We start from the raw sequence: 22,278 nt of genomic DNA on the forward strand, positions 1-22,278 counted from the left end.
AAGTATCAAATAGAAAGCAAAAGCCGCAGGAATCCATGTTCAAGCGGCTTTTTCGACATTCATTCACAAATATCAAAAAAATGTATGATAATTCAATGAAAACGCTTGACAATAAAGGAAAATATGATATTATAAAAACAGTAATAGTTACTAATATTAAACTAAATGATATAGGAGGATTTTACCATGAAAAAATATGTATGTGATCCGTGTGGTTATGTTTACGATCCGGAGGTTGGGGATCCGGATAATGGAATTCAGCCTGGTACGGCTTTTGAAGACCTTCCGGAAGACTGGGTCTGCCCGATCTGTGGAGTAGGCAAAGAATTATTCTCCGAAGAGTAAAGAGCTGCAGGAATCGGCGGAATAAAGAGCAGAACTACATAAAAGCTCGGAACTGTATAAGAGCTTAGAGCTACATAAGAGTTTATAACGCATAAGAGTTCAACAAAAGCCAGCGGTATATATCCGGCGAGAGGATATATACCGTTTTTATTCCTTAGGAAAGCGCGCCTATGAACTAAAAACTCTTTTTTAATAAGGGAATCAGGCCCCGGTCTATTTGCATAACAGAGGATTGAAAATCCTAGAATATCGGGCCCCTGAATTTCACAGGAGAATCTGGACAGATCTCCGGGAATAGTGTATACTGATACGAGATAAACAGCCAAAGCTGTTGGAACTTATGTACAAGGAGAGAAATAGGATGAGCCAGGAAAAAGTGGATCGCTATAAGAAAGAAAAGGCGAACAGACAGAAAATATTAAAGAAACAAAAAGTAGAACGGATAGTCTTAAAGGTTGTTGCGGTTGTCATTTTGGTTGCTGCTCTGGGCTGGGTTGGCTTTTCCGTTTACGATATCGTTCAGAAACGGCCTGTGGAAACTGCCTATGTGGATTTGTCTGCTGTGGACAACTATATGAATGGGCTCGAGGAAGAGGGAGAAAATTAATAAGAATTTCTTTAAATTCCACTGCATTTTTGTCATAATGTTTATCAATTTTGTAGTATAATAATTACAGAATTATGGCGGTGGTGAAAGTGCATGACTCTGTATGAAAGTATATTTGAGCGGCGGTCTGTCCGGAATTTCCGGATGGATCCGTTAAATGAGAAGAGTATGAGCGGAATCAGCCGATATAAAGAAGAGCTGATTCCGCTTTTTGCGGAAATTGATACAAAAATAGAGATTATCTCCAACTTAGACAAGCAAGCCGGTATCAAGGGGATGTTTACGGTAAAGGCCCCTTATTATCTGCTGTTTTATTCCGAAGAACGGGAAGGATATCTGCAGAACGCCGGTTATATGGCGCAGCAGATGGTCTTATACCTGTTCTCCAGGGGGATCGGCAGCTGCTATCAGGGGATGGCCAGACTGACAGAAGGGGAAGTCGACAGGCAGGGCCGGATACTGACGCTGGTGATCGCCTTTGGCGAGGCGAAAGGGGAACTGCGCAGGAAACCTGCCGATGCCAAAAGGCTGGATCTTCAGGAACTTTGTGTCTTCAAAGAGGAGCCCGGCCGCAGTGAAAGGGAACTGCTGGACGCCGCGCGTCTCGCGCCTTCTGCGATGAACGGCCAGCCCTGGAGGTTCGTGGTGTATGGGAACCGGATCCATGTGTTTATGAGAAAATCAGGGCATTTCACCTACAGAAGCCGGAAGTGGGAACGGGTGGACATGGGAATCGTCCTAGCGCATTTGATGATTGCCATTGATGATCTTTGGATTGACGCGGTGATGAGCCGGCTTGAGAATATTACCCATAAAACCGTGCCGAACAATGAGTACGTGATAAGCGTCGTGCTGGGAAAATAATTTTGGAGTTGAGGGAGTTTATTAAAAAACTTTTATTTAAAAACAGAGAAAAAATTTAGAAAAATTGTTGACAAATTTGCTATCCTATAGTATATTAAATACTGCGTCTGGCAGTGCCGGATGCAATAAGCGCGAGTGGCTCAGTGGTGGAGTATCGCCTTGCCAAGGCGAGGGTCGCGGGTTCGAATCCCGTCTCGCGCTTTTTTTATTTTATAAAAGCCGTTGGGTTTCCGGAGGGAGATCCGGCGGCTTTTGATATATCCCGCAATAAAAATTTTTTAAAGGAGGGAGAGCGTGAAGTGGATGAGATTTTGATGAGCTGTCCATTGTTTGCGAATATGGAACCCGATGAAATTACCGGCCTGTTAAAATGCCTGGGGGTAGAAAAAAAGAAATTTTCTAAGAACCGCATGGTATTTACGGCCGGGGATGAAATCCAAAGCGTTGGGATACTGCTGGAAGGAAAACTGCAGATTCTGAAAGAAGATTTCTGGGGAAACCGCATGATTTTGGCGCAGCTTGAACCGGGCGAGCTGTTTGGCGAGGCATTTGTCTGCGGAAGGATCAAGGAGCTTCCGGTTACTATACTGGCTGCCGACGACAGCCGGATATTGCTTCTGGATTACGCAAGAGTGATAACTTCCTGTCCGGCTTCCTGCGAACATCACAGCAGACTCATCCGAAATATGGTACAGATTCTGGCCCGAAAAACCATAGAGATGAACCGGAAGATCGAGATCGTTACGCAGAGAACCATTCGGGAAAAAGTGCTGGCCTATCTGTCCGGGCAGGCGCTTCAAAGGGGCAATCCTTTTGACCTGCCTTTTAACCGGCAGGAAATGGCTGATTATCTGGCTGTGGACCGTAGCGCCTTATCCAATGAGCTGGGAAAGCTGCAAAAAGAGGGTAGAATCCGGTTCCAACGGAATCATTTTCAGATTTATACTTAAAGATAGGGGAAAGAATATGAAACTAATCTTAAGTGATAGAGCGTTAAATATTTCCATTGATAACAGCAGTGGCACGATTCAATATATAGACCTGACACAATTAAACATTTCAAACTGTACCGGATGCTTTGGCTGTTGGACGAAAACACCGGGAAAATGCGTCATCCGGGATGATGCGGTAAAGGTATATCCATATATTGCGCAAAGTGATACCTTGCTTTATATCAGCCGAATAAAATACGGAGGATATGATACGGTGATGAAAACAATGCTAGAACGTTCCATTCCGGTCCAGCAGCCGTTTATACGCCTCGTGAATGGCGAGACGCATCACGTTCAGCGCGACGTAGCATTAAAAAAGGCAACGATTATTGCGTACGGGGACATTGGAAGCGGGGAGAGGGATGTATTTAAAAAGCTCGTGGCCCGCAACGCGTACAATATGAATTTTGATAGCTATCAGGTCCTTTTTGTCCGTGAAAAAGAGTTAGAGCAAACGGTGAGAATGGAGGTATCCAAATGGGAAAAGTAATGATCTTAAACGCAAGCCCAAGAGCGCCCAGATCTAATTCTAAACGTTACGCAGAGATTTTTTCAAAATATGATCCATCAGGCTGTGAATATTATAATATTACGAAGTCCAATCACAAAGATCTGTGCGCAAAAATAGAGGCGTTTTCCGATGTCCTGTTTGTATTTCCCCTTTATGTGGACGGGATTCCCTCAACGCTTCTTCAGTTTTTAAAAACGCTGGAAGATCACGCGCCCCGGTCAAAACCTGTCATATCCGTATTGATAAACTGCGGATTTATCGAGTGGGAACAAAACGACGTGGCCATATCGATGATAAAACTATTTTGCGGGCAAAACGGTTATGCTTTTGGATCAGCTTTAAGCATTGGCAGCGGAGAGGCAATCTTAGACACGCCGTTCAAATTTCTAGCAGACAAGAAAATAAAAAAATTTGCTGCATCAATAGATAAACAGAAATATGGATCTTTCCATACGGCGATGCCTCTTACGAAAAGGGTTTATATTAATGCATCCACGGATTATTGGATCAGGTATGGCAAGAAAAATGGCATTACCAGAGAACAGATGGAAAGTATGAAGATAGAATAAAACCATTTGGCCGGAAATAGAATACGTTTCTTTACAAAACAGGATAACAAATAGCGCAATTTATCCGCAAACTATTGACAAACTTAACTGTAACTTATATAATTACATATAGAACTGAAACTAATAAATATACAGTTAGGGAAAAGGGGAAGAAAAGATGGGAAATTACGATGCGGTTATCATTGGTTTTGGAAAAGGCGGAAAAACACTGGCTCAGGAGTTAGCTGCTGCCGGGAAAAGAGTAGCGCTGATCGAGCGGTCCGAGAAAATGTTTGGAGGTACCTGCATTAATGTGGGATGTATTCCTTCCAAATCCCTGGTACATAGCGCGGCCTTATCCCGGGATATGGGCGGCAGCTTTGAAGAAAAGACCCACCGGTATGAGCTGGCCATCGCGGAAAAAAACAAGCTGACTGCAAAGCTTCGGCAGAAAAATTACAAAAAGCTGAATGATCTGCCCAATGTAGAAATCTACGTGGGAGTGGGAAGCCTGCGGGACGCTCATACGGTCATCGTAGAAAGGGCCGGGACAACAGATGAGCTGAAAACGGACCTGATCTTCCTCAATACAGGGGCCAGCCCTTTCATTCCCCCGATTCCGGGTCTCAAAGAGAGCAAATACGCTTATCTGAGTGAAACGCTTCTGGATCTGGAGCGGCTGCCCAAACGGCTGGTGATTATAGGCGGAGGCTACATCGGAATGGAATTCGCATCCATGTATCAGAATTTTGGTTCCCAGGTCACCGTCATTCAGGACGGCCCGGTCTTCCTGCCAAGAGAGGATGAGGAGATCGCGGCAGCTGTCCTGCAAAGCTTAAGAGACAGGGGAGTCAGGGTTCTGTTATCCGCGAAAACGACAAAGGTTACCGACATGGATAATCATGCGGTTCTCAATGTAACTGCTCAGGACGAAGAGGTCACCATACAGGCGGAAGCCATTCTCGTCGCCACCGGCAGAAGGCCGAACGTGGCCGGGCTGAATCTGGAAGCAGCGGGTGTGGAACTGACAGAAAGAGGCGCGGTCAAAACAGATATCCACTTAAGAACCACCGCACCCAATATCTGGGCCATGGGAGATGTAACGGGAGGGCTTCAGTTTACCTATATTTCCCTGGATGATTACCGGATCGTAACCTCTGCCGTTCTGGGAGACGGCAGCCGCACGACGAAGAACCGGGGAGCGGTACCCTACAGCGTATTCCTGGATCCTCCTTTCTCCCGCGTGGGGCTTAGTGAAAAGGAGGCCGGGGATAAAGGTTATGAGATTAAAATCATGCGCCTTCCCGCCATGGCGATTCCCAAAGCCCAGGTATTGCAAAAACCAACCGGAATGCTGAAAGCCGTCATCGACCAGCGCACCGGCCAGATACTGGGCGCCCATCTGTTCTGCGAGGAATCCTACGAGATGATCAATCTGATCAAACTGGCCATGGACGCGGAAGTTCCTTACACGGTTTTGGGGAACGCGATTTATACTCATCCCACTATGAGCGAGGCTTTTAATGATTTGTTTCGGGGGTAAAGTTTGGAAAACGGACCGGGGCTTGGGGCTGTAAAAGGGCCGGTTTTGGTACGGACAGCAGGGCGGCAAAAGCCGTGTGCAAAGTACGTTCGGGGGCTGCCTGTCTTCCGGGCGAAAACGGACCGGTATCCGCGGCTGTGGGCTTGCGCCGGCGGCTGCTAAGTAAAAACGGACCGGTGGATTCAGGAACCGGGGCTATTCACCAAGAACGCTTGAGGCGTTCTCGGTTCAGAGCCCCTTGCGTGTCGGCGGGGAACGCCGCCACGCATCCTGAATCCACCGGTCCGTTTTTACTTAGCAGACGCACGGCCGCCCAATGCCGTGGATACCGGTCCGCTTTCGCCCGGAAGGCAGGCAGCCCCCGGACGTACTTTGCACACGGCTTTTGCCGCCTTGCTGTCCGTACCAAAACCGGCCCTTTTACAGCCCCAAGCCCCTGCACTGGTGCAGACTTTTGCGGTTGTGGATTGGCGGGGGGGATGGTACACTGTCATTATAAACTTTTTAGTGATGGGGGATTGAATAATGAAATTGACGGTGTTGGCGGATAACAATACGTTTATCGACCAGTATTATTTAGGGGAACCGGCGGCTTGTTTTTATCTGGAGGACGGGGATCAGAAAATCTTGTTTGACGCGGGATATTCTGACGTTTTTTTAAAGAATGCGTGTAAGATGGGAATAGATTTGACGAAGCTTGATAAAGTGGTTATATCACATGGGCATAATGACCATACCGGCGGTCTTCGGTATCTTAGCGAATGGATGGATACTTCACGGTTAGAGCTGATTGCACATCCGGAAGCCTTTTGGGAAAAGGAGTACGACGGGGAGTCCATCGGCGCTCCTTATCGGGAAGAAGAGCTTCGGAAACGATTCTGCGTCAACTTTACATCGGAACCGTACTGGGTTTCTTCCAACCTGCTTTATTTGGGGGAGATCCCCGCATATAATGATTTCGAGCCCCGCAGCCAGATCGGATGGAAATATAATTCCAACGGACGTATCCCGGATCTGGTTACGGAAGACTCGGCTTTGGCTTACAGGGGAAAAGACGGTTTGTTCGTGATCACCGGATGCTCCCACAGCGGTATCTGTAATATCGTTGAACATGCCCGGAAAGTAACCGGGATCCATAGAATAACAGGTATTTTAGGGGGATTCCATTTGTTTCAGGAAAACGAGCGGCTGGAAAATACGACCGCTTACCTGAAAAGCTTACAGCTTGAAAACCTTTATCCCTGCCATTGTGTTTCGTTCCGGGCAAAGGCCGGTATCCATCAAACAGTCCCGGTAACTGAAACGGGAGTCGGTATGACTATTTCGTTATGAGCGCTATCGCGCTGGCCCGCCGGCTAACACCTGTTTTATACACCGGATCAGCTCATCATTCTGAGCGGGGTTCATAAAACAGAACCGCACGTATTTATTGTTCAGGAACGGGAAGGTGGAACAGTTGCGGACCATCATACAGTTGCGGATACAGGAGTCGAAGATATCCTGAGCGGTTACGGAGTCTTCTAGGATCCGGAACAGCAGAAAATTCGCGGTGGGTTCGTAGACCTTCACCGTATCCCAGCTGCTTAATTCCCGGTAGATCCGGCTGCGCTCGGCGCTGATCAGCTGCCTGGTGGCCTTTATATAATCCGTGTCCTGGAACATGAGCTCTCCGGCGGCTTCAGCCAGAGCGTTGATGGTCCAGGGATTTTTGCGGTTATTGATCTTTTTGACCAGATCGTCGTTGCCGGTGATGGCGTAACCCAGACGCAGGCCCGGTGAGGCGTAGAATTTGGAGATGCCCCGCAGGATGACGATGTTGTTGTAGTATTCCGTCAGAGGCACCGCGGTGACATCCAGGCCGTCCGGCGCGAACTCCACATAGGTTTCATCTACCATCACATAGATGTCATGCTGCTTGCACACGTCCAGGATCCGGCGCATGTCGGAGCGGGTGATGGATGTGGAAGTGGGGTTATTTGGATTACAGATAATCAGCAGGTCAATGCTCTCGTTTAATTTGCCGCAGAAATGTTCCACGTCCAGTTTAAAATCTTCGCTCTCCTGCAGCGGATAGTACAGTGAAGTTCCTCCGCCCAGGGATACTTCCCGCTCATATTCCGAATAGGTAGGCCCGATGATGAGGGCTTTTTTGGGGTGCTCGATCTGTATGAACAGGGAGATTAATTCGGTTGAACCGTTACCTACGATGATATTGCCGAGGTCTGTCCCGGCATAGCGGGCGATACATTTCCTGAGTGAGGTGTATTCCCGGTCCGGGTAAGAGGTGATGACATCAATCTTCTCCGCCAGGGCCTCCCGAAGCTTGGGAGAGATGCCCAGAGGATTTACGTTGGCGCTGAAGCTTACGATATCCTCCTTGCGAATCCCGTATATAGAAGCGATTTTTTCCAGATCGCTGCCGTGAAAATGATCTACATGTTTAATCATAAGATAACATCTGCCTTTCCGGCCGCACGTATATCTTTTGTTGCGCGGTATTGTTTTAAAGTGTATAATTTACTATAGCGTGATTCTAATAAAAAAGCAACTGTTTCTAAGGCTTGGAGTAAGGCTTGGTGATTGCATGATCGGACGAATTGAACAGATGGCCAGAGGGGTTTTCCGGTATGAAGCCCTGAAGCTTGTAATGCCGGAGGAACCGGTAAAAATCGTGTTAAAAAAAGCGGAGACCTATACCGGTAAGTTTTCCATGAAGGAGGAAAATGACCGGCTGGTGAAAGGCGAAGTGTACTCCTCTTCGCCGAGAATGCAGGTTCTGACCCCGGAATTTAGGGACAGTACGATTGAGATTGATTACATATTTGACGCTGCGGGCATGTTGGATAAAGAAGAGGCGGCCGGCAGTTTCTGGGTGATCTGTGATGCGGGTGAATATGAACTGCCCTTTCAGGCGTCGGTGAGACAGCCGGCGGCGGGCGGGAGCGTACTGCCTGCGGATACGCTGGAGGCCTTTGTAAAACTGGCGGCCGAAGATTACGAGGAAGCTTACCGGTTTTTTGTGCGCAGGGATTTTGAACAACTGCTCAACGCAGAGGATCAGAAGTACCGGGAGATCTACCGGGGCTGTCTGAAAACTACGATGGAAAAACAGGTGCTGGAAGGGTTCCTGGTAGCGGCCGGACTGAAACCAAATGCCCGGATTTCCATCGACAGCTATAAAATCCGATGCTACCGGTCGGATACCAAAGAAGAAAAGGTGCTGCCGATCCGAAAAAGCGTGCCGGGGTATCTCAATGTCCGGGTATCTGCGGACGTGCCCTGGTTAATCCCGGACACATCGCTGATCCATTCCGGAACTTTTCATAATGATTTATATGAGCTGCATTACCGGATTGATTCCGGTTCGCTGCACAGCGGTAAAAATTTTGGAAAGATTACCCTGGAAGCTCCGGGACAGGAGCTTGTGTATGAGGTGGAAGTGGCGGAAGCGGTATATGAGGACGTCCGCCGCAAAAGAGAACGCAGGCTGGAAGTAAAGCGGCGCCAGGTACGGCTTATGCAGCTGTATATGGACTTTAAACAGCGGAAAATACCGTTAAAGACCTGGACGGACCACTCCAGGGAAGAGATCGAATGGCTGGAAAAGGCGGATGATAGAAATGTATTCTACGTCCTGGTGAAGATCCAGTTATTGCTGGCGGAACGCAATAATGAAGAGGCCAGGCATATGCTGAACAAACTGGACGGTAACGCGGAGATCAAAGCGCAGCCTGAGGCCAGGGGGTATTATCTATATTTACAGAGCCTGTATTCCCGGGACAGAAGCTATATCAATAAAGTGTCGTACGAGGTCAAGGAGCTCTGCGGGAAATGCCCGGGCAGCTGGAAGCTGTTGTGGGTATTGCTCTACATGGATGAGAACCTGGAGCGCAATCAGGAGCGGAAACTGGAGCTGATCGAACAGCGCTTTCTGCAAGGCTGCGCAAGCCCTATGATATATCTGGAAGCTTATGATCTGATCCGGAAAAATCTGGGGCGGCTCAATAAGCTTAAAAACTTCGAACTGCAGATACTAACCTTTGCCGTGAGGCATGGCGTAGTTACGAGAGAGATCGCGGAGCGGGTATCTATGCTGGCGGCCAAGTATAAGAAATACGAGGAGATTCTATACCGGATCCTGGTCTACTGTTACCGGGAATTCGAAATGAAAGACACGGCGGCGGCGATCTGTTCCCTGCTGATCAAAGGGAACGTGACGGATACCGGCGCGTTTGAGTGGTATGCGCTGGGAGTGGAGCAGGAGCTCAAGATTACCAGGCTGTATGAATATTATATGTATGCCCTCCCGCAGGACTACGCCCAGGCCCTGCCGCAGCAGATTCTTTTGTATTTTGCCTATTACAGCCAGCTGGACTACCGGAAGAGGGCGCAGCTCTATGCGAATGTGATCCGTTACCGGGAGCAGAATCTTCCGGTATATCAGAAGTTTGTGCCGCTGATGGAGCGCTTTGCCCTGGAACAGCTGATGGAGAGACGGATCAATGAGAATTTGGCCGAGGTATACCAGCATGTGCTGAAGGAAATACAGTTTACAGGGGAACTGGCGTGGGCGCTGGCGGATGTGCTATTCACCTGCAGGCTAAACACGGATGATACGAAGGTAAAATATGCCACTGTGATCCATCCAGGGCTTGACAAAGAACGCCGGGTGCCTGTCCTGCAGGGGACGGCCTATGTCCGTCTGTATACGAAAAATGCGGTGATTCTGCTGGATGATGGGGAGGAGCACTGGTGTGAGGCGTTAACACCTGCCCAGTGTATCCGCGTAATGAAGAACGGCGATTTCCTGGATAAATGCAAGGAACTGGCAGGCGGCCACATGGGTATCCTGCTGCATGTCTGTGAAGAGCAGGGCAGGCCGCTTTGCTATAATGATGAAACGATCGCGTTCTATGAAGCGCTGTCGGTTCAGCCGGGAATCAGCAGTTCATTTAGCAGGCAGCTTCGCAGCGGTATCTTGGATTATTATTATGAGAACAGGGAAAGCCGGGACCCGGATGGTTTTCTGGATACCTTCGGAAATGAGAAGTTCCCGGCAAAAGAGGCCCATAAACTGACGGAGATCCTGATCGAACGAGGGAAATACCCGGAAGCTTATACGGCGGTCAATGCCTATGGTTATGAGAGAATCCCCCTCCGGATGCTGGTGAAGCTGTGCGCCCGGCTGGTTATGATGAATGACTATGAACAGGACCGGTATCTGCTGGGCCTCTGTGCTTACGTATGGGAAAACAGCAAGTACGATCTGGTGATTCTTCAGTATCTTCTGGCCTGGTTAAAAGGACCCCAAAAGCAGCTGTTTGAGCTTTGGAACTGCGCCCGGAAGTTTGAAACCGATACCTATGAATTCGAAGAAAGAGTGCTGATGCAGATCCTGTTCACGGAACAGATGAGCGAACAGGGCGACGCCATGTTTCTGGATTACTGCCGGAAGGGGCCGAAACACAGGCTTGAGTCGGCCTACCTGGCATGGGAATCCTGGCTTTATATCATGCAAGGAAAGAAGCCGGGTACGCCGGTTATGGAGCTGCTGGCCAGGGAGTACCGGCGGAAGGAAAGACTGCCGGATATTTGCCTTTTGGCGATTCTTACCTGGGCAGGTGAAGCAGAAGCGCTGTCGGAGGAAGAACAGAAAACGGCGCTTGAGATTATAAGAGCATTTGCAGACAGGGATATGTATTTTGCCGTATACCAGGAATTGAAAAAAAAGATCCGTATGCCGCAGGAGCTATCCAGAAACGCTTATCTGGAATACCGGACGGATGAGAAGAGCTCCGTTGTCGTTTCCTATAAGATAAACAGCAGGGATACCAGGGAAGAAGCTTACTTCTGTGAAGAGATGAAACACATGCTGGAAGGGATTTTTGTAATCGGAATTCCAATGTTCTATGGGGAAACGCTGCAGTATTATTTTACCGAAATCAGGAGCGACGGGACAAAGAGTAATTCCGATATCCGATTTTACCTGCAAGGCGGACCGGATACGGTTGCGGCCGGCATGAAGTTTGATATGCTGAACGCGGTGCTGATGCTGGAAGAGGAAAAGCGGCAAAACAGCGTACAAAAAGACGGGACAAAGAGCGCTCATCCGGACAAGCTGGCGGACAGAATGAGGGAATACCAGGAAGTAAAGATGCTGACCGAACATTTATTTGAGCTGAAGGAATAGCGGGGTGACACGTTTGGCGGAACTGCTAAGAAGACATTTTGGATGCAATATAACGGAAGAGGATATCCGGCTGAGCTTTGTGGGCAGCGACGGGGAGCCCATGACGGTTGAGATACCGGCCAACCATGAAAAAGAGGACTGCGCGGTGGCGGGTGCGTGCGAACCGGAACAGGTGCAGGCTTTCGTTCTGACGGCCAAAGACCCGGAATCTGACGCCGCGGCGGAATGTGTGGAAAAAATAAAAAGCGCCGGGATACCGGACACGGCAATCTACGTGCAGGATTATCTGGAAAGCTTTGTGCACTTTGTGGTGCATCAGGAGCCGGACCTGTGGACTCACGCGGTTGTTCTGTTTACGCTGGAGCAGGGAGTGCTGAGAAGCTATGAGATGATTATGAAACGCCAGACCAGGCCGTATCTGGTGCAGGTTTTTCCGGGGCCGGTGAAAGTGTTTGACGGGGACGACGGTATGGACGAGGCGTTTGCGGAGCTGGCTATGAATTATTTCCGAAAAAAACTGGTGTCTTCCGTGTTTCTGGCCGGGGAAGCGTTTGAAGGAAACTGGATGAAACGTTCCTTGAAGGTACTGTGCGCCGGCAGAAGGGTATTCCAGGGAAAAAATCTGTTTTCCAAGGGAGCCTGCTATGCGGCCCTTAGCTTTACAAAGGAGAAAAGGGCGTCCGGCGGGGAGGAAGTGCCGTTTATCTATCTGGGCGAACGGAATACGAAGAGCTTTATCGGTATACTGACCGAGGCGAGGATCGGAAGAGAGTGCAGAGAAGTGATGTCTGCGGGGATTTTTTGGAGAACCTGCCATGTGGTGTGCGAGGTGATCGCGGACGATGCCGAAGAAATCGCCCTGGTGGTCCAGTCGGCTTATACGGGAGAATCCAGGCAGGAAGTCATCCCCATTCCGGGCCTTCCCAAGCGGCCAAAGCGTACTACGAGACTTAAGCTTACCTTTACCTGCAAAAGTGTCCGATGCTGTCATGTGCTGGTGGAAGATGCCGGGTTCGGTGAATTCTTTGCGCCCAGTGGGCTGAGTTGGGAACAAGACATTTCTATATAGGAGGAGACGGCGATGGGTGGAATCTGGTTATGCCATGGGAAGACAGCGGCGGTTCCATATTATGTGGAACAGGCGGATGTCAGGCTCTATTCCTATGAAGAAGTGTGTTATTTCATATATCATAATCTGTACCTGTTCGGGCGGGAGATGCTGACGGAGAGCTTTGTGCGATGGCTGGAGAGGGATCTGGAACTGCCGGGGCTTGCAGGAGATATCCGGGAGATGGTCAGACAGAATACGGAACTGGTACATATCATGGAGCGGATCTTCGAGGACGCCCCCTATCTGAATGCCCAGGAGGTTCAGAAGGCCGCAAAAATGCTGCGGACAATCCTGAACGAGCCTGAGAGCGTCAAACGCAAAAAAAGAGGCGACCGGTATGTGGAGCTGCACCGCTATGAGGCCGGGATCAGGGAATACAGACAGATCATTAAGGAGGAGGGAGCCGAGGCTTACGATGGCTTTTATGCCCAGGTGTACCATAATCTGGGCACGGCCTGCGCCAGAATGTTCCGGTTTAAAGAGGCCTCCGAGTATTATATGCAATCCTACCGTCTGAAAAAAGATCCGGAAGTCATGCTTGCGTTTACGGCAGCGCTGCGTCTGGGGCTTCCGGCAGAGCTTTACGCCGGATTGATTCAGAGAGGACAGGCCACGAAGCAGCAGGCGGATGAAGTGGAAAAACGGCTTCAGGAACTGCGGGAGCTGAACCGGTCGGGGGCAGAGGCTCAGGAATTGGAGCGTGTGCTTGCCCGGGCCGGTGAGGATGAGAGGGGAGAGCTTTTAGCCATAACTGGTGATTGGAAGCGGGAATTCAGGAAAAATATTCAAGGCGCTTGCGTCGGCAGCCGCTAATGTGAATCAAAAAGCCGGGTTCAGGATGCCCGTCGGATGTGAAGTCCGCCGGTTGTCCTGAACCCGGCTTTTCGATTCGAAAGTTTCGACTTTGATCGATTCGAAACAAAAATTAAATAAAATATGAACGAGATGTGAATAAAAACGGGAAATATGTAGAGGGGAACCAATTATTGGAAGATTGAATAAATCATTTTGGGAAAAAGAAAAAACTTGAAAAAGTGCGAATAGAAGGATGGAGACTGGCAAAATACACAAAAAACGAATGACGTTTTTAGACAAATAGGCAAATTAGCCTGTTTGTTGATTTATTTTGTTGACAATACTGCCGAAGGAAATTATAATAATCACAAACGAAAGCAAATGCACATTCTAGACATAATTGCAAAAGTTTGTTCATGATTCGCGGAGGTGGAAAGGTGAAGGAAAAGTTTTTAGAAATATCAAACGTAAGTAAAACTTTCCCTGGTGTGAAGGCGCTTGATAACGTCAAGTTTGACATCGTTCCCGGTGAGGTACATGCACTGGTTGGTGAGAACGGTGCCGGCAAATCGACATTGATCAAAATCCTGTCCGGTTTCCAACAACCGGATTTGGGAGCCAAGATAGTGATCGAGGGAAAAGAAACAAAGTTAAACGGTGTTATGGATGCCATCCGTCAGGGTATATCGGTTGTATATCAGGATTTCAGTTTGTTTGGCAACCTGACGGTTGCGGAAAATATCGGTATCAATGAGATTATCGAGAAAAACCGCCCGGTACTGAAGTGGAAAGAAATCAATGAGAAAGCGGTTAAGGCACTGGCTATCGTAGGCGCCGAGATCGATCCGAAAGAAATCGTTGAGAACCTTTCCGTGGCAAAACAGCAGATGGTCGCGATTGCCAGCGCTGTTGCGCAGGACGCCAAAATGATTATCCTGGATGAGCCTACATCGGCATTGTCCAGAAACGAAGTGGAAACATTATATGACATCATTGATAATCTGAAGAAAAAGAACATTGCGATCATGTTCGTAAGCCATAAGATGGAAGAATTATTCCATGTTTCCGATCGCTTCACGATTTTCCGTGATGGACAGTATGTGGATACGGTGAACGCCAAAGATGTTACCGAGGATGATCTGGTATCGATGATGGTTGGCCGTAAGGTAGAGATCAAGAGCTACGCGAATCTGGAAAATAAAGGCCCGGTTGCCTTAAAGGTAGAGGGGCTTTCGAAGAAGGGTAACTTCAAGGATATCAATTTCGAGCTTCACGAAGGTGAAGTGATCGGCATCACAGGTCTGGTAGGCGCCGGACGCAGTGAGATGGCACAGGCGATATTTGGTATCAATCCTCCGGACGCAGGTAAGGTTTACGTGCAGGGCAAAGAGGTACATATCAAATCACCGTCGCAGGCGTTGCAGCACGGGATCGCTTATATCCCGGAGAGCAGACAGACCCAGGGACTGGTGCTGCCGAAGACGATTGAAAGTAACATTACTCTTCCGGTACTGAAAAAATACAGAAATAAAATAGGATTAATCGATCGTAAGACTCAGCGTGCATCCGTTGATAAATGGGTAGATATGCTGGATGTCCGTCCCAATGACCCGGATATGCTGGCGATGCAGCTCTCCGGCGGTAACCAGCAGAAGGTAGTTCTGGCAAAATGGATTTCTACCGAGGCTAAAATCCTGATCGTGGATGAGCCTACGAACGGTGTCGATGTCGGCGCAAAAGCGGAAATTCATCAGATTATCAGAAAACTGGCCAGTGAGGGCACGGCGGTAATCGTTATCTCTTCGGAGCTTCCTGAAATCTTATCTGTCAGCGACCGGATATTAGTCATGCGTAAGGGCAGAATTGCAGGAGAATTCCTGAATAAAGACCTGACGCAGGAAATGATCATGAGTAAGGCCGTTGTTTAACGAAAAGATAGGGAGGTAAGGAAACGTGAAGAATTTCGCTAAGAATTTTGTGAAAAGAAAAGAATTCGGTATTATACTGATCGTCGTGATCTTGTCCGTAATTCTGACATTTTTGAGCAGCGCATTTTTGACCGTAACCAATATCATGGACTTTATGAAGAGTAATTCCGTATATGGTATTATGGCATTCGGTATGCTGCCGGTCTTGATTTCCGCCGGTATTGATCTGTCGGTATCCGCGACGATCGCACTTAGCGCTGTGGTAATAGGTAAGTTTATGCTGGCTTTCCCGAATTCCAATCCGGTTATCGTAATTCTGGTAGCTATGATTGTGGGAGCGGTAGTAGGTGTGGTCAATGGATTGATTATCACCAAGTTTAATATTCCTCCGATCGTTACGACGCTGGGCGTTATGACGATCGTAAACGGTGCGGTTCTTCTGGGAACCGGCGGCGCCTGGATTTCCGGCCTGCCCCAGTGGTGGGTAAGCTTTGGATCCTTTAAGCTCTTTGGAATCATTCCGACACAGCTCTTCATGCTGATCTTTGCCGGATTGGTAACATGGCTGATCCTGAAGTTTACGCTGGTTGGCCGTGGTATCTACGCAGTGGGTGGCAGCCAGTCTTCCGCAGTCCGTGTTGGATACAATGTAAACCGTATTTTGATTTTTATCTACGCTTTCTGTGGTATGATGGCTGGACTGGGAGCTGCGGCTCATATCTCCATCGTCGGTCAGGTTGACCCGAATACCTACACCGGATATGAACTGGACGTTATTTCCACCGTTGTATTAGGCGGCGCCAGCGTTATGGGTGGTACGGGTACCGTATTTGGAACGACCTTGGGCGTAATCCTGATGGCAGTGCTGAAAAACGGCCTGATCCTTGCCAGAATCCCCAACTATTGGCAGAAGGTTGTTATGGGTCTCGTAATTATTATAGCTGTATCTGTAGACGTTATTAACCGGAAACGTGAACAGGCGAAACTTGTTCGTGTCGATGTTGAGGAATAGGAGGAATTGATAAAATGAACTTTTTTAAAAATTTGAGATCCAAACATTCCAATGAATTGACATTAGCAATTATCTTTATCGGTATTTTCGTACTGATGAGTATTCTGTCGCCGGATAAGTTCCTTTCCGGAAACAATATAAAGACCATGATGTTCCAGATGCCGGAATTCGGCCTTATGGCTATCGCCATGATGATCGCGGTTCTGACCGGCGGGATTAACCTTTCTATCACCACAGGCGCCGCCCTTTCCAGTATCGTATGCGCGTTTATTCTGTCCAGTGAGTTCAGCCAGAATAACAATGCGCTGGGTATCGTCTTAGGACTTATTGCCTGTATGGCAGTGGCAGTCATCTGCGGTGTGATCAATGGTTATGTAGTTGCCTATATCGGCGTTGCCGCTATGCTGGTTACCCTGGGAAGCAAGACGTTATTTGAAGGCTTGGGCCTTGCCTTTACAAAGGGCGGTTCCATCTCCGGATTCCCGGAAGCATATTCCTTCCTGGGCAACGGTTCGGTGCTGGGTATTCCTTTCCCCATCATTCTCTACATTGTGGTTATTATCGTCAGCTATCTTCTGATTGAGAGAAGCGCCTGGGGTACGGAAGTGTACATGGTGGGCTGCAATGAGATCGCAACCCGGTTCTCAGGAATCAACACGAAGAAAACGCTGCTGAAGGTTTATATCTACTCCGGTGTTATGTCAGGTCTTGCTTCCATCCTGATTTCTTCCAGATATAATTCCGCTAAGACCGATTACGGTTCTTCTTATATGATGCAGGCAGTTACCGCGGTTGTATTGGGCGGGACCAGCATCTCCGGCGGACATGGTACGGTGGCAGGAACAGTTCTTGCAGTCGCTATCGTACAGGTTATCTCCACAGGATTGAATATCCTGGGCGTAAACCGCTATATCATCAATATCATTACCGGCGGTATCCTGATCGTAGTTCTGGCCCTTCGCTATATCACAAAAGTGATGGAAGATAACAGAAAGATCAAAGAAAGAGCGGCAGCTACCGCGAAATAAGCCGACAAACAGGCTCGAAGACAGCAGGGAGGCCTGGTCCTCCCGCAGTCTTTACATAAAATGAGCAACAATTTCATTCAAAAAAAGGAGGAAATGAAATGAAAATGAAAAAGTTACTTAGTTTAACACTGGTAACAGCAATGGTTGCTACCATGTCCTTAACAGGATGCGGAAGCAAAGAAGAAGCTCCGGCTGAGACTCCGGCGCCCGCTGAAAGCGAAGCACCTGCGGCACCTGCAGAGAGCGCAGCTCCGGCTGAAAGTGAAGCACCTGCTGCTTCCGGCGAAAGCTATGATATCGTAGTTATGCCGAAACTGATTGGTATCCCTTACTTCAACCAGACCGGTGAGGGTGCTGAAAAAGCTGGTAAAGACCTTGGCGTTAACGTAATCTACAACGGACCTACTACAGCTGATGCTGCAGAGCAGGTTAAAATGCTTGAAGATTATATTACACAGGGCGTAGACGCTATCTGTGTAGCTCCTAACGATCCCGCTGCTCTGGATCCGGTTCTGAAAAAAGCAAGAGAAGCCGGAATCAAAGTTCTTGACTGGGATACTCCTGCAACCGAAGATCTTGTAGACGCTTCCATTCATCAGATTTCTGATAAAGAACTTGGCGAGCACTGCGTAGATAAACTGGTTGAGTACATGGGAACTGAAGAAGGCGAATATGCAATCATCACCGGTGGACTTTCCGCTGCTAACTTAAATGCATGGATCAAATATGCAAGAGAATATGCAGAAGAAAAATTCCCGAACCTGAAATTAGTTGCAGATCCCTACCCGACAGATGAGAAACAGGATGTTGCTCTGTCTACTGCTAAAGACGTTATGAAAGCTTACCCGGATCTGAAAGGATTCATCTGTATGTCCACACCGGCTCCTATCGGAACCGCTCAGGCTGTTCGTGAGTTAGGATTACAGGATAAAGTTACTGTAGTTGGTACCTGCGTAGAAGAAGACTGCCAGGATGTATTATCTGATGGCTCTCTGGATTGCGGTATGCTGTGGAATACCCAGAATCTTGGATACTTAACCGTTGCTTGTGCTAAAGCTCTGCTGGATGGCAATACCTTATCTAACGGTGCTACCATCGATGGTTGGGACAGCCCTCTGGTAATGGAAAATGACAAGATCGTCGTTATGGGGCCTCCGGATGACTACGAGAAAAAATAATGAATAAGATTCTAAGGTAACTGCATGTTGCAACAATAGAAACAAGCTTGCGGCTGATCTATTGAAATGAATCTCTAAGAGGTGGATTTGCTTCTTGCAATCCACCTCTTATTCTATTATAGTAAGAAGAGGAAGTTTTTTGTCGAAAAGTTCCGGATCTTTGGAAGAGAGGCCGGATTATTTGGAAGAGTAATTTTTACCGTTTTCAGCGGTTCGGTGAAGATAAAAACGGGTTAAAGGAGGAGCATGCATGGGTAAAGTGCTTGTTATCGGCAGTATTAATATGGATATCGTCATTAGCGTGGAACATATGCCGGTTGGTGGAGAAAATGTGTATGTAAACGATGTGGAACTGATCTGCGGAGGAAAAGGCGCGAATCAGGCCGGAGCAACTGCGAAGCTGGGGCTGGATACCGTATATTTCGGGTGTGTGGGCCAGGATGAGAATGGAAAACGGCTCATTGATACGCTGCAACAGAGTGGAATCGATACCAGCTATATGAAAGTGAAAGACGGCGGAAGCGGACAGTGCTATATCATAGTGGAAGGCGACGGCCAGAACCGGATTCTGGTATCCCCGGGCGCCAATGAGAAAATGACGGTAGAAGATATTGATCAGGTTATCCTTCCTTTGATACCGGAGTTGGATATGATTCTGACACAGCTGGAGATTCCTTTGGAATGCGTCGAGCGGATTGTGCAGCTTGGAAAAGAACATGGAGTGAAAGTATTTGTGGATGCCGGCCCGATCCGTGGGTGCAAAGCGGAACAGCTGCGCGGAGCCTGGTGTATCAGCCCCAATGAGACGGAGCTGGGAGCCCTGGTGGAGCGCAAAGTGCAGACGGAAGAGGAGATTGTAAAGGCGGCGGAAGAGCTTTTGGCATTGGATGTGGAATGCGTGCTGGTGAAGCTGGGAGGCAGTGGCTGTCTCTATATCAGCAAGGATGAACGGATACGCCAAAAGAGTTATAAGGTGAATGTAGTGGACACTACGGCAGCGGGCGACAGCTTCAGCGCGGGCTTCGCGGTGGGTGTTCTTGAAAATAAAAGTACAAAAGACGCGATCGATTATGCGACCAAGTGCGGTGCGATCGCAGTGACTAAGAAGGGGGCGAGCCCCAGTCTTCCGACAAAAGAAGCGGTTATGAATTTTGAAAAAGAGTACCTGAGGAACGAAACTTTGTAGGGCTGATATATGGAAGGGTGTCTTTGGTGTTTCAAATAGAGAGATTAGAGAAAATTAAGCAAATACTCACGGAACAGAAATCGGCGGATGTCATTTGGCTGAGCAGCTATCTGAAAGTGTCGGAAGTGACGATACGGCGGGATCTGGAAAAGCTGGAATCAGAAGGCTTTTTGAAGAGAACCTATGGCGGAGCGATTTTGAATAATGATACAGCCGGTTCTTCCCAGACGGGACAGGCGCAGCAAATGCAGTCGGTAGTTAAACCTGTGCTGATTTCGGATTCTGCCAGGGATCTGGGCGAAATCTGCCTGACGCTGGTGGAAGATTATGATGTAATTTTTCTGGGCCGTGGAGAGAGCAATCGCGCTTTGGCGGAACGATTATATGAACGCACGGGGGTTGTTGTATTTACCAACAGCCTGATGGTGCTGCAGATCATGGAGCATGACCGGAAGAACAAGGTGATTCTGACCGGCGGCGAAGTGGATTATGTGAAAAAAGTAATGAGCAACAGCAGTATAGGGATTCCTTTTCCGGATATTCGGGTAAACAAAGCCTTTCTTCATATACAGGGCGCTGACCTGGAATATGGCCTGACGGTGAATGAACAGGAGGATGCCTGGATCTACAGAGAGATCAAAAGCAAGTCCAGAAACATGGTTGTCATCATGGAGGGGAAAGTGTTTGACAAGATCGGACTGATTAAAGTGGATGATATCTGCGGCGGAGATTATGTAGTGACGGACAGCAGCATACCGGAAGACTATAAAAGATGTTTTTATAAGAATGGTATTCGTTTGCATCAGAAATTTGATTTGTAGGAATAGGGACACGGGACATGGTATTTAAAATTTCGGAGATTTGCAAGCAGTATGGGGACAACATAGTATTGGAGAATATTACCCTGGAATTGCAGGGGGGAAAAGTACACGGAATCCTGGGCTATAACGGCGCGGGCAAGAGTACGTTAGGCAAAATCGTCGGAGGCGTAATACAAAAGGACTCCGGCCATATGCATCTGGACCGCATGGAATGCAGCAACTGGGATGTACGCAGAGCCATGCGGTCAGGTGTGTTTATCGTAGACTATCATTCGACGCTGCTGCCGGAATTGACGGTTCGGGAAAACATGCTCTACGGCCTGAACAGCATAAAAGACGGCAGTCCGTTAAGTGTCATAAGAAATAAGAAAAAGATCGTTCAAAGGCTTAAAAGCGAATTAGAGTATTATGGGCTGGAGTGCAATATGGACTGGCAGATCAGCCAGGTTTCCAACTCTATGCGCAATATCCTGGAACTTCTCCGCATCAAGCTGTTTTCGCCAAAGGTTGTGGTGGTGGATGAAATTGACGCGAATGTGAATGAGTTCTATCGGGACCGGATTAAGAAAATTATTAGGGATATGGCGGGCGACGGAGTAGCCGTCCTATATATTTCCCATCAGATACAAAGGGTGATGGAAATCTCCGATGAAATCAGCGCGATCATGGATTCGCATCTGGTGGAAACGGTGAAAGTCGCCGATATGAAACCTGAAAATGTGATAGAAATGATGTTCAAGATCACCAATGAACATCCCCCGAAGACGATTGTAAAGCCCCAGGCGAAGATCCTGGAGTTAAAACATATCAGCAATAACGTGATCAGCGATTTTTCCCTGTATGTGCGGGAGGGGGAAATCGTAGGCGTGGTAGGATTGGAAAAAGAAGGGCCGGCTTCCTTCGGGGAACTGCTGTTTTCGGATAAATATCATCCGAAGCAGGGAGGGGACGTGCTGTTCCGGGAAAAAGAAATAAGACTGGTTACCCCGCAGGATGCGATGAAAGCCGGAATTATTTTCCTGGATTCCAACGTGATCGACCAGTATCTGTTTCCAGGGCAGACGGTGCGGGAGAACATGCTCCCGTTTGCCATCCGGGTAAAGTGCAGGGATCTGGAAACACAGACGAAAATCTGCCAAAGCTATCTGGACAAGCTTTCGATCAAAGCAAAGCCGGAGGATAAAATAGAACATATCAGTACCGGCCATCAGAAAAAGATACTGATTGCTAAGAATATCTTATCCGAAGGGGAAGTTTTTATATTTGCAAATCCTACGGACAATATAGACACCGTATCCAAAATTGACATTTATAATATTATGAATGAATTGAAGATGCGCGGCCGTGGGCTTATTCTGATCTCCAATGATTATCACGAGGTCGCGGGCATCTGCGATGTGATTGTTGTGGTGGAAGACGGAAAGGTGGTGCGCAAGTTTAATAATTACGCGCTCCATGAAAAGGAATTGATTGCCTGGAGCGGGCAGGAAGAGGAGCATGATATTTGAAGACTACGGGGGGATTTCTTGGATCTTCCTCGGGGTTGGGTATGCCCGCTGCTTAAGGACAAAGGACAGGGATGCTATATGGGAGGGCTCCCGGCCCGCCGGGTTCTTTTG

19 protein-coding genes and 1 tRNA gene are annotated in these 22,278 nt (G+C 48.2%); 19 read left to right on the forward strand and 1 reads right to left on the reverse strand.

Annotated elements, in window-relative coordinates:
* Window positions 1-186 precede the first annotated feature (186 nt).
* From rd to KTH89_RS12085, 9 genes are all read left to right on the forward strand, one after another.
* A complete protein-coding gene (gene rd / locus KTH89_RS12045) occupies window positions 187-345 on the forward strand; it encodes a rubredoxin (RefSeq protein WP_158345070.1) in 159 nt (52 codons plus the stop codon).
* A gap of 361 nt (window positions 346-706) precedes the next feature.
* Window positions 707-952, forward strand: coding sequence for a hypothetical protein (locus KTH89_RS12050; protein ID WP_158345072.1), 246 nt, complete (start codon window positions 707-709; stop codon window positions 950-952).
* A 93-nt stretch (window positions 953-1,045) separates the two neighbouring features.
* Window positions 1,046-1,816: a nitroreductase family protein gene (locus KTH89_RS12055; RefSeq protein ID WP_238721871.1), complete on the forward strand. Its 771-nt coding sequence runs from the start codon at window positions 1,046-1,048 to the stop codon at window positions 1,814-1,816.
* A 129-nt stretch (window positions 1,817-1,945) separates the two neighbouring features.
* Window positions 1,946-2,017: transfer RNA gene (locus tag KTH89_RS12060), tRNA-Gly, on the forward strand.
* A 98-nt stretch (window positions 2,018-2,115) separates the two neighbouring features.
* Complete coding sequence (locus tag KTH89_RS12065; protein ID WP_238721872.1) at window positions 2,116-2,766, forward strand: Crp/Fnr family transcriptional regulator; 651 nt, start codon at window positions 2,116-2,118, stop codon at window positions 2,764-2,766.
* A gap of 16 nt (window positions 2,767-2,782) precedes the next feature.
* Window positions 2,783-3,298 carry a flavodoxin family protein gene (locus KTH89_RS12070; protein ID WP_238721873.1) on the forward strand — a complete coding sequence of 172 codons (516 nt, stop codon included), beginning with the start codon at window positions 2,783-2,785 and terminating at the stop codon, window positions 3,296-3,298.
* Entirely contained in the window at window positions 3,286-3,888 is a 603-nt protein-coding gene (locus tag KTH89_RS12075) for a hypothetical protein (RefSeq protein WP_238721874.1), read from the forward strand. The genes KTH89_RS12070 and KTH89_RS12075 overlap by 13 nt, the downstream gene beginning before the upstream one ends.
* A gap of 157 nt (window positions 3,889-4,045) precedes the next feature.
* Entirely contained in the window at window positions 4,046-5,410 is a 1,365-nt protein-coding gene (locus KTH89_RS12080; protein WP_238721875.1) for an FAD-dependent oxidoreductase, read from the forward strand.
* Window positions 5,411-5,935: 525 nt separating this feature from the next.
* Window positions 5,936-6,742, forward strand: coding sequence for an MBL fold metallo-hydrolase (locus KTH89_RS12085; protein ID WP_238721876.1), 807 nt, complete (start codon window positions 5,936-5,938; stop codon window positions 6,740-6,742).
* Window positions 6,743-6,745: 3 nt separating this feature from the next.
* Here the strand turns inward: KTH89_RS12085 and KTH89_RS12090 are convergent, their stop codons facing one another.
* Window positions 6,746-7,858: a pyridoxal phosphate-dependent aminotransferase gene (locus KTH89_RS12090; protein ID WP_238721877.1), complete on the reverse strand. Its 1,113-nt coding sequence runs from the start codon at window positions 7,856-7,858 to the stop codon at window positions 6,746-6,748.
* A gap of 136 nt (window positions 7,859-7,994) precedes the next feature.
* On the opposite strand from KTH89_RS12090, the gene KTH89_RS12095 reads away from it, so the two are divergent.
* From KTH89_RS12095 to KTH89_RS12140, 10 genes are all read left to right on the forward strand, one after another.
* A complete protein-coding gene (locus tag KTH89_RS12095) occupies window positions 7,995-11,600 on the forward strand; it encodes a DUF5717 family protein (RefSeq protein WP_238721878.1) in 3,606 nt (1,201 codons plus the stop codon).
* A gap of 4 nt (window positions 11,601-11,604) precedes the next feature.
* Window positions 11,605-12,669, forward strand: a complete 1,065-nt coding sequence (locus KTH89_RS12100) for a DUF5716 family protein (protein WP_238721879.1) — start codon at window positions 11,605-11,607, stop codon at window positions 12,667-12,669.
* Between the two features lie 12 nt (window positions 12,670-12,681).
* Entirely contained in the window at window positions 12,682-13,524 is an 843-nt protein-coding gene (locus tag KTH89_RS12105) for a hypothetical protein (protein WP_238721880.1), read from the forward strand.
* A 419-nt stretch (window positions 13,525-13,943) separates the two neighbouring features.
* On the forward strand, window positions 13,944-15,434 hold the full coding sequence (locus KTH89_RS12110) for a sugar ABC transporter ATP-binding protein (protein WP_238721881.1): 1,491 nt from the start codon (window positions 13,944-13,946) through the stop codon (window positions 15,432-15,434).
* 25 nt (window positions 15,435-15,459) lie between these two features.
* Window positions 15,460-16,446: an ABC transporter permease gene (locus tag KTH89_RS12115; RefSeq protein ID WP_158345096.1), complete on the forward strand. Its 987-nt coding sequence runs from the start codon at window positions 15,460-15,462 to the stop codon at window positions 16,444-16,446.
* A 14-nt stretch (window positions 16,447-16,460) separates the two neighbouring features.
* Window positions 16,461-17,474 (forward strand): ABC transporter permease, encoded by a 1,014-nt coding sequence (locus KTH89_RS12120; protein ID WP_158345098.1) that lies wholly within the window; start codon window positions 16,461-16,463, stop codon window positions 17,472-17,474.
* Window positions 17,475-17,572: 98 nt separating this feature from the next.
* Complete coding sequence (locus tag KTH89_RS12125; protein WP_158345100.1) at window positions 17,573-18,652, forward strand: autoinducer 2 ABC transporter substrate-binding protein; 1,080 nt, start codon at window positions 17,573-17,575, stop codon at window positions 18,650-18,652.
* Between the two features lie 250 nt (window positions 18,653-18,902).
* Window positions 18,903-19,838 carry a ribokinase gene (locus KTH89_RS12130; RefSeq protein ID WP_238721882.1) on the forward strand — a complete coding sequence of 312 codons (936 nt, stop codon included), beginning with the start codon at window positions 18,903-18,905 and terminating at the stop codon, window positions 19,836-19,838.
* A 26-nt stretch (window positions 19,839-19,864) separates the two neighbouring features.
* Window positions 19,865-20,659 (forward strand): DeoR/GlpR family DNA-binding transcription regulator, encoded by a 795-nt coding sequence (locus KTH89_RS12135; RefSeq protein ID WP_238721885.1) that lies wholly within the window; start codon window positions 19,865-19,867, stop codon window positions 20,657-20,659.
* A gap of 17 nt (window positions 20,660-20,676) precedes the next feature.
* Window positions 20,677-22,167 (forward strand): ATP-binding cassette domain-containing protein, encoded by a 1,491-nt coding sequence (locus KTH89_RS12140; RefSeq protein WP_158345106.1) that lies wholly within the window; start codon window positions 20,677-20,679, stop codon window positions 22,165-22,167.
* Window positions 22,168-22,278: the final 111 nt, after the last annotated feature.

The organism is Diplocloster agilis, assembly GCF_019042275.1.
GTDB lineage: Bacteria > Bacillota > Clostridia > Lachnospirales > Lachnospiraceae > Diplocloster > Diplocloster agilis.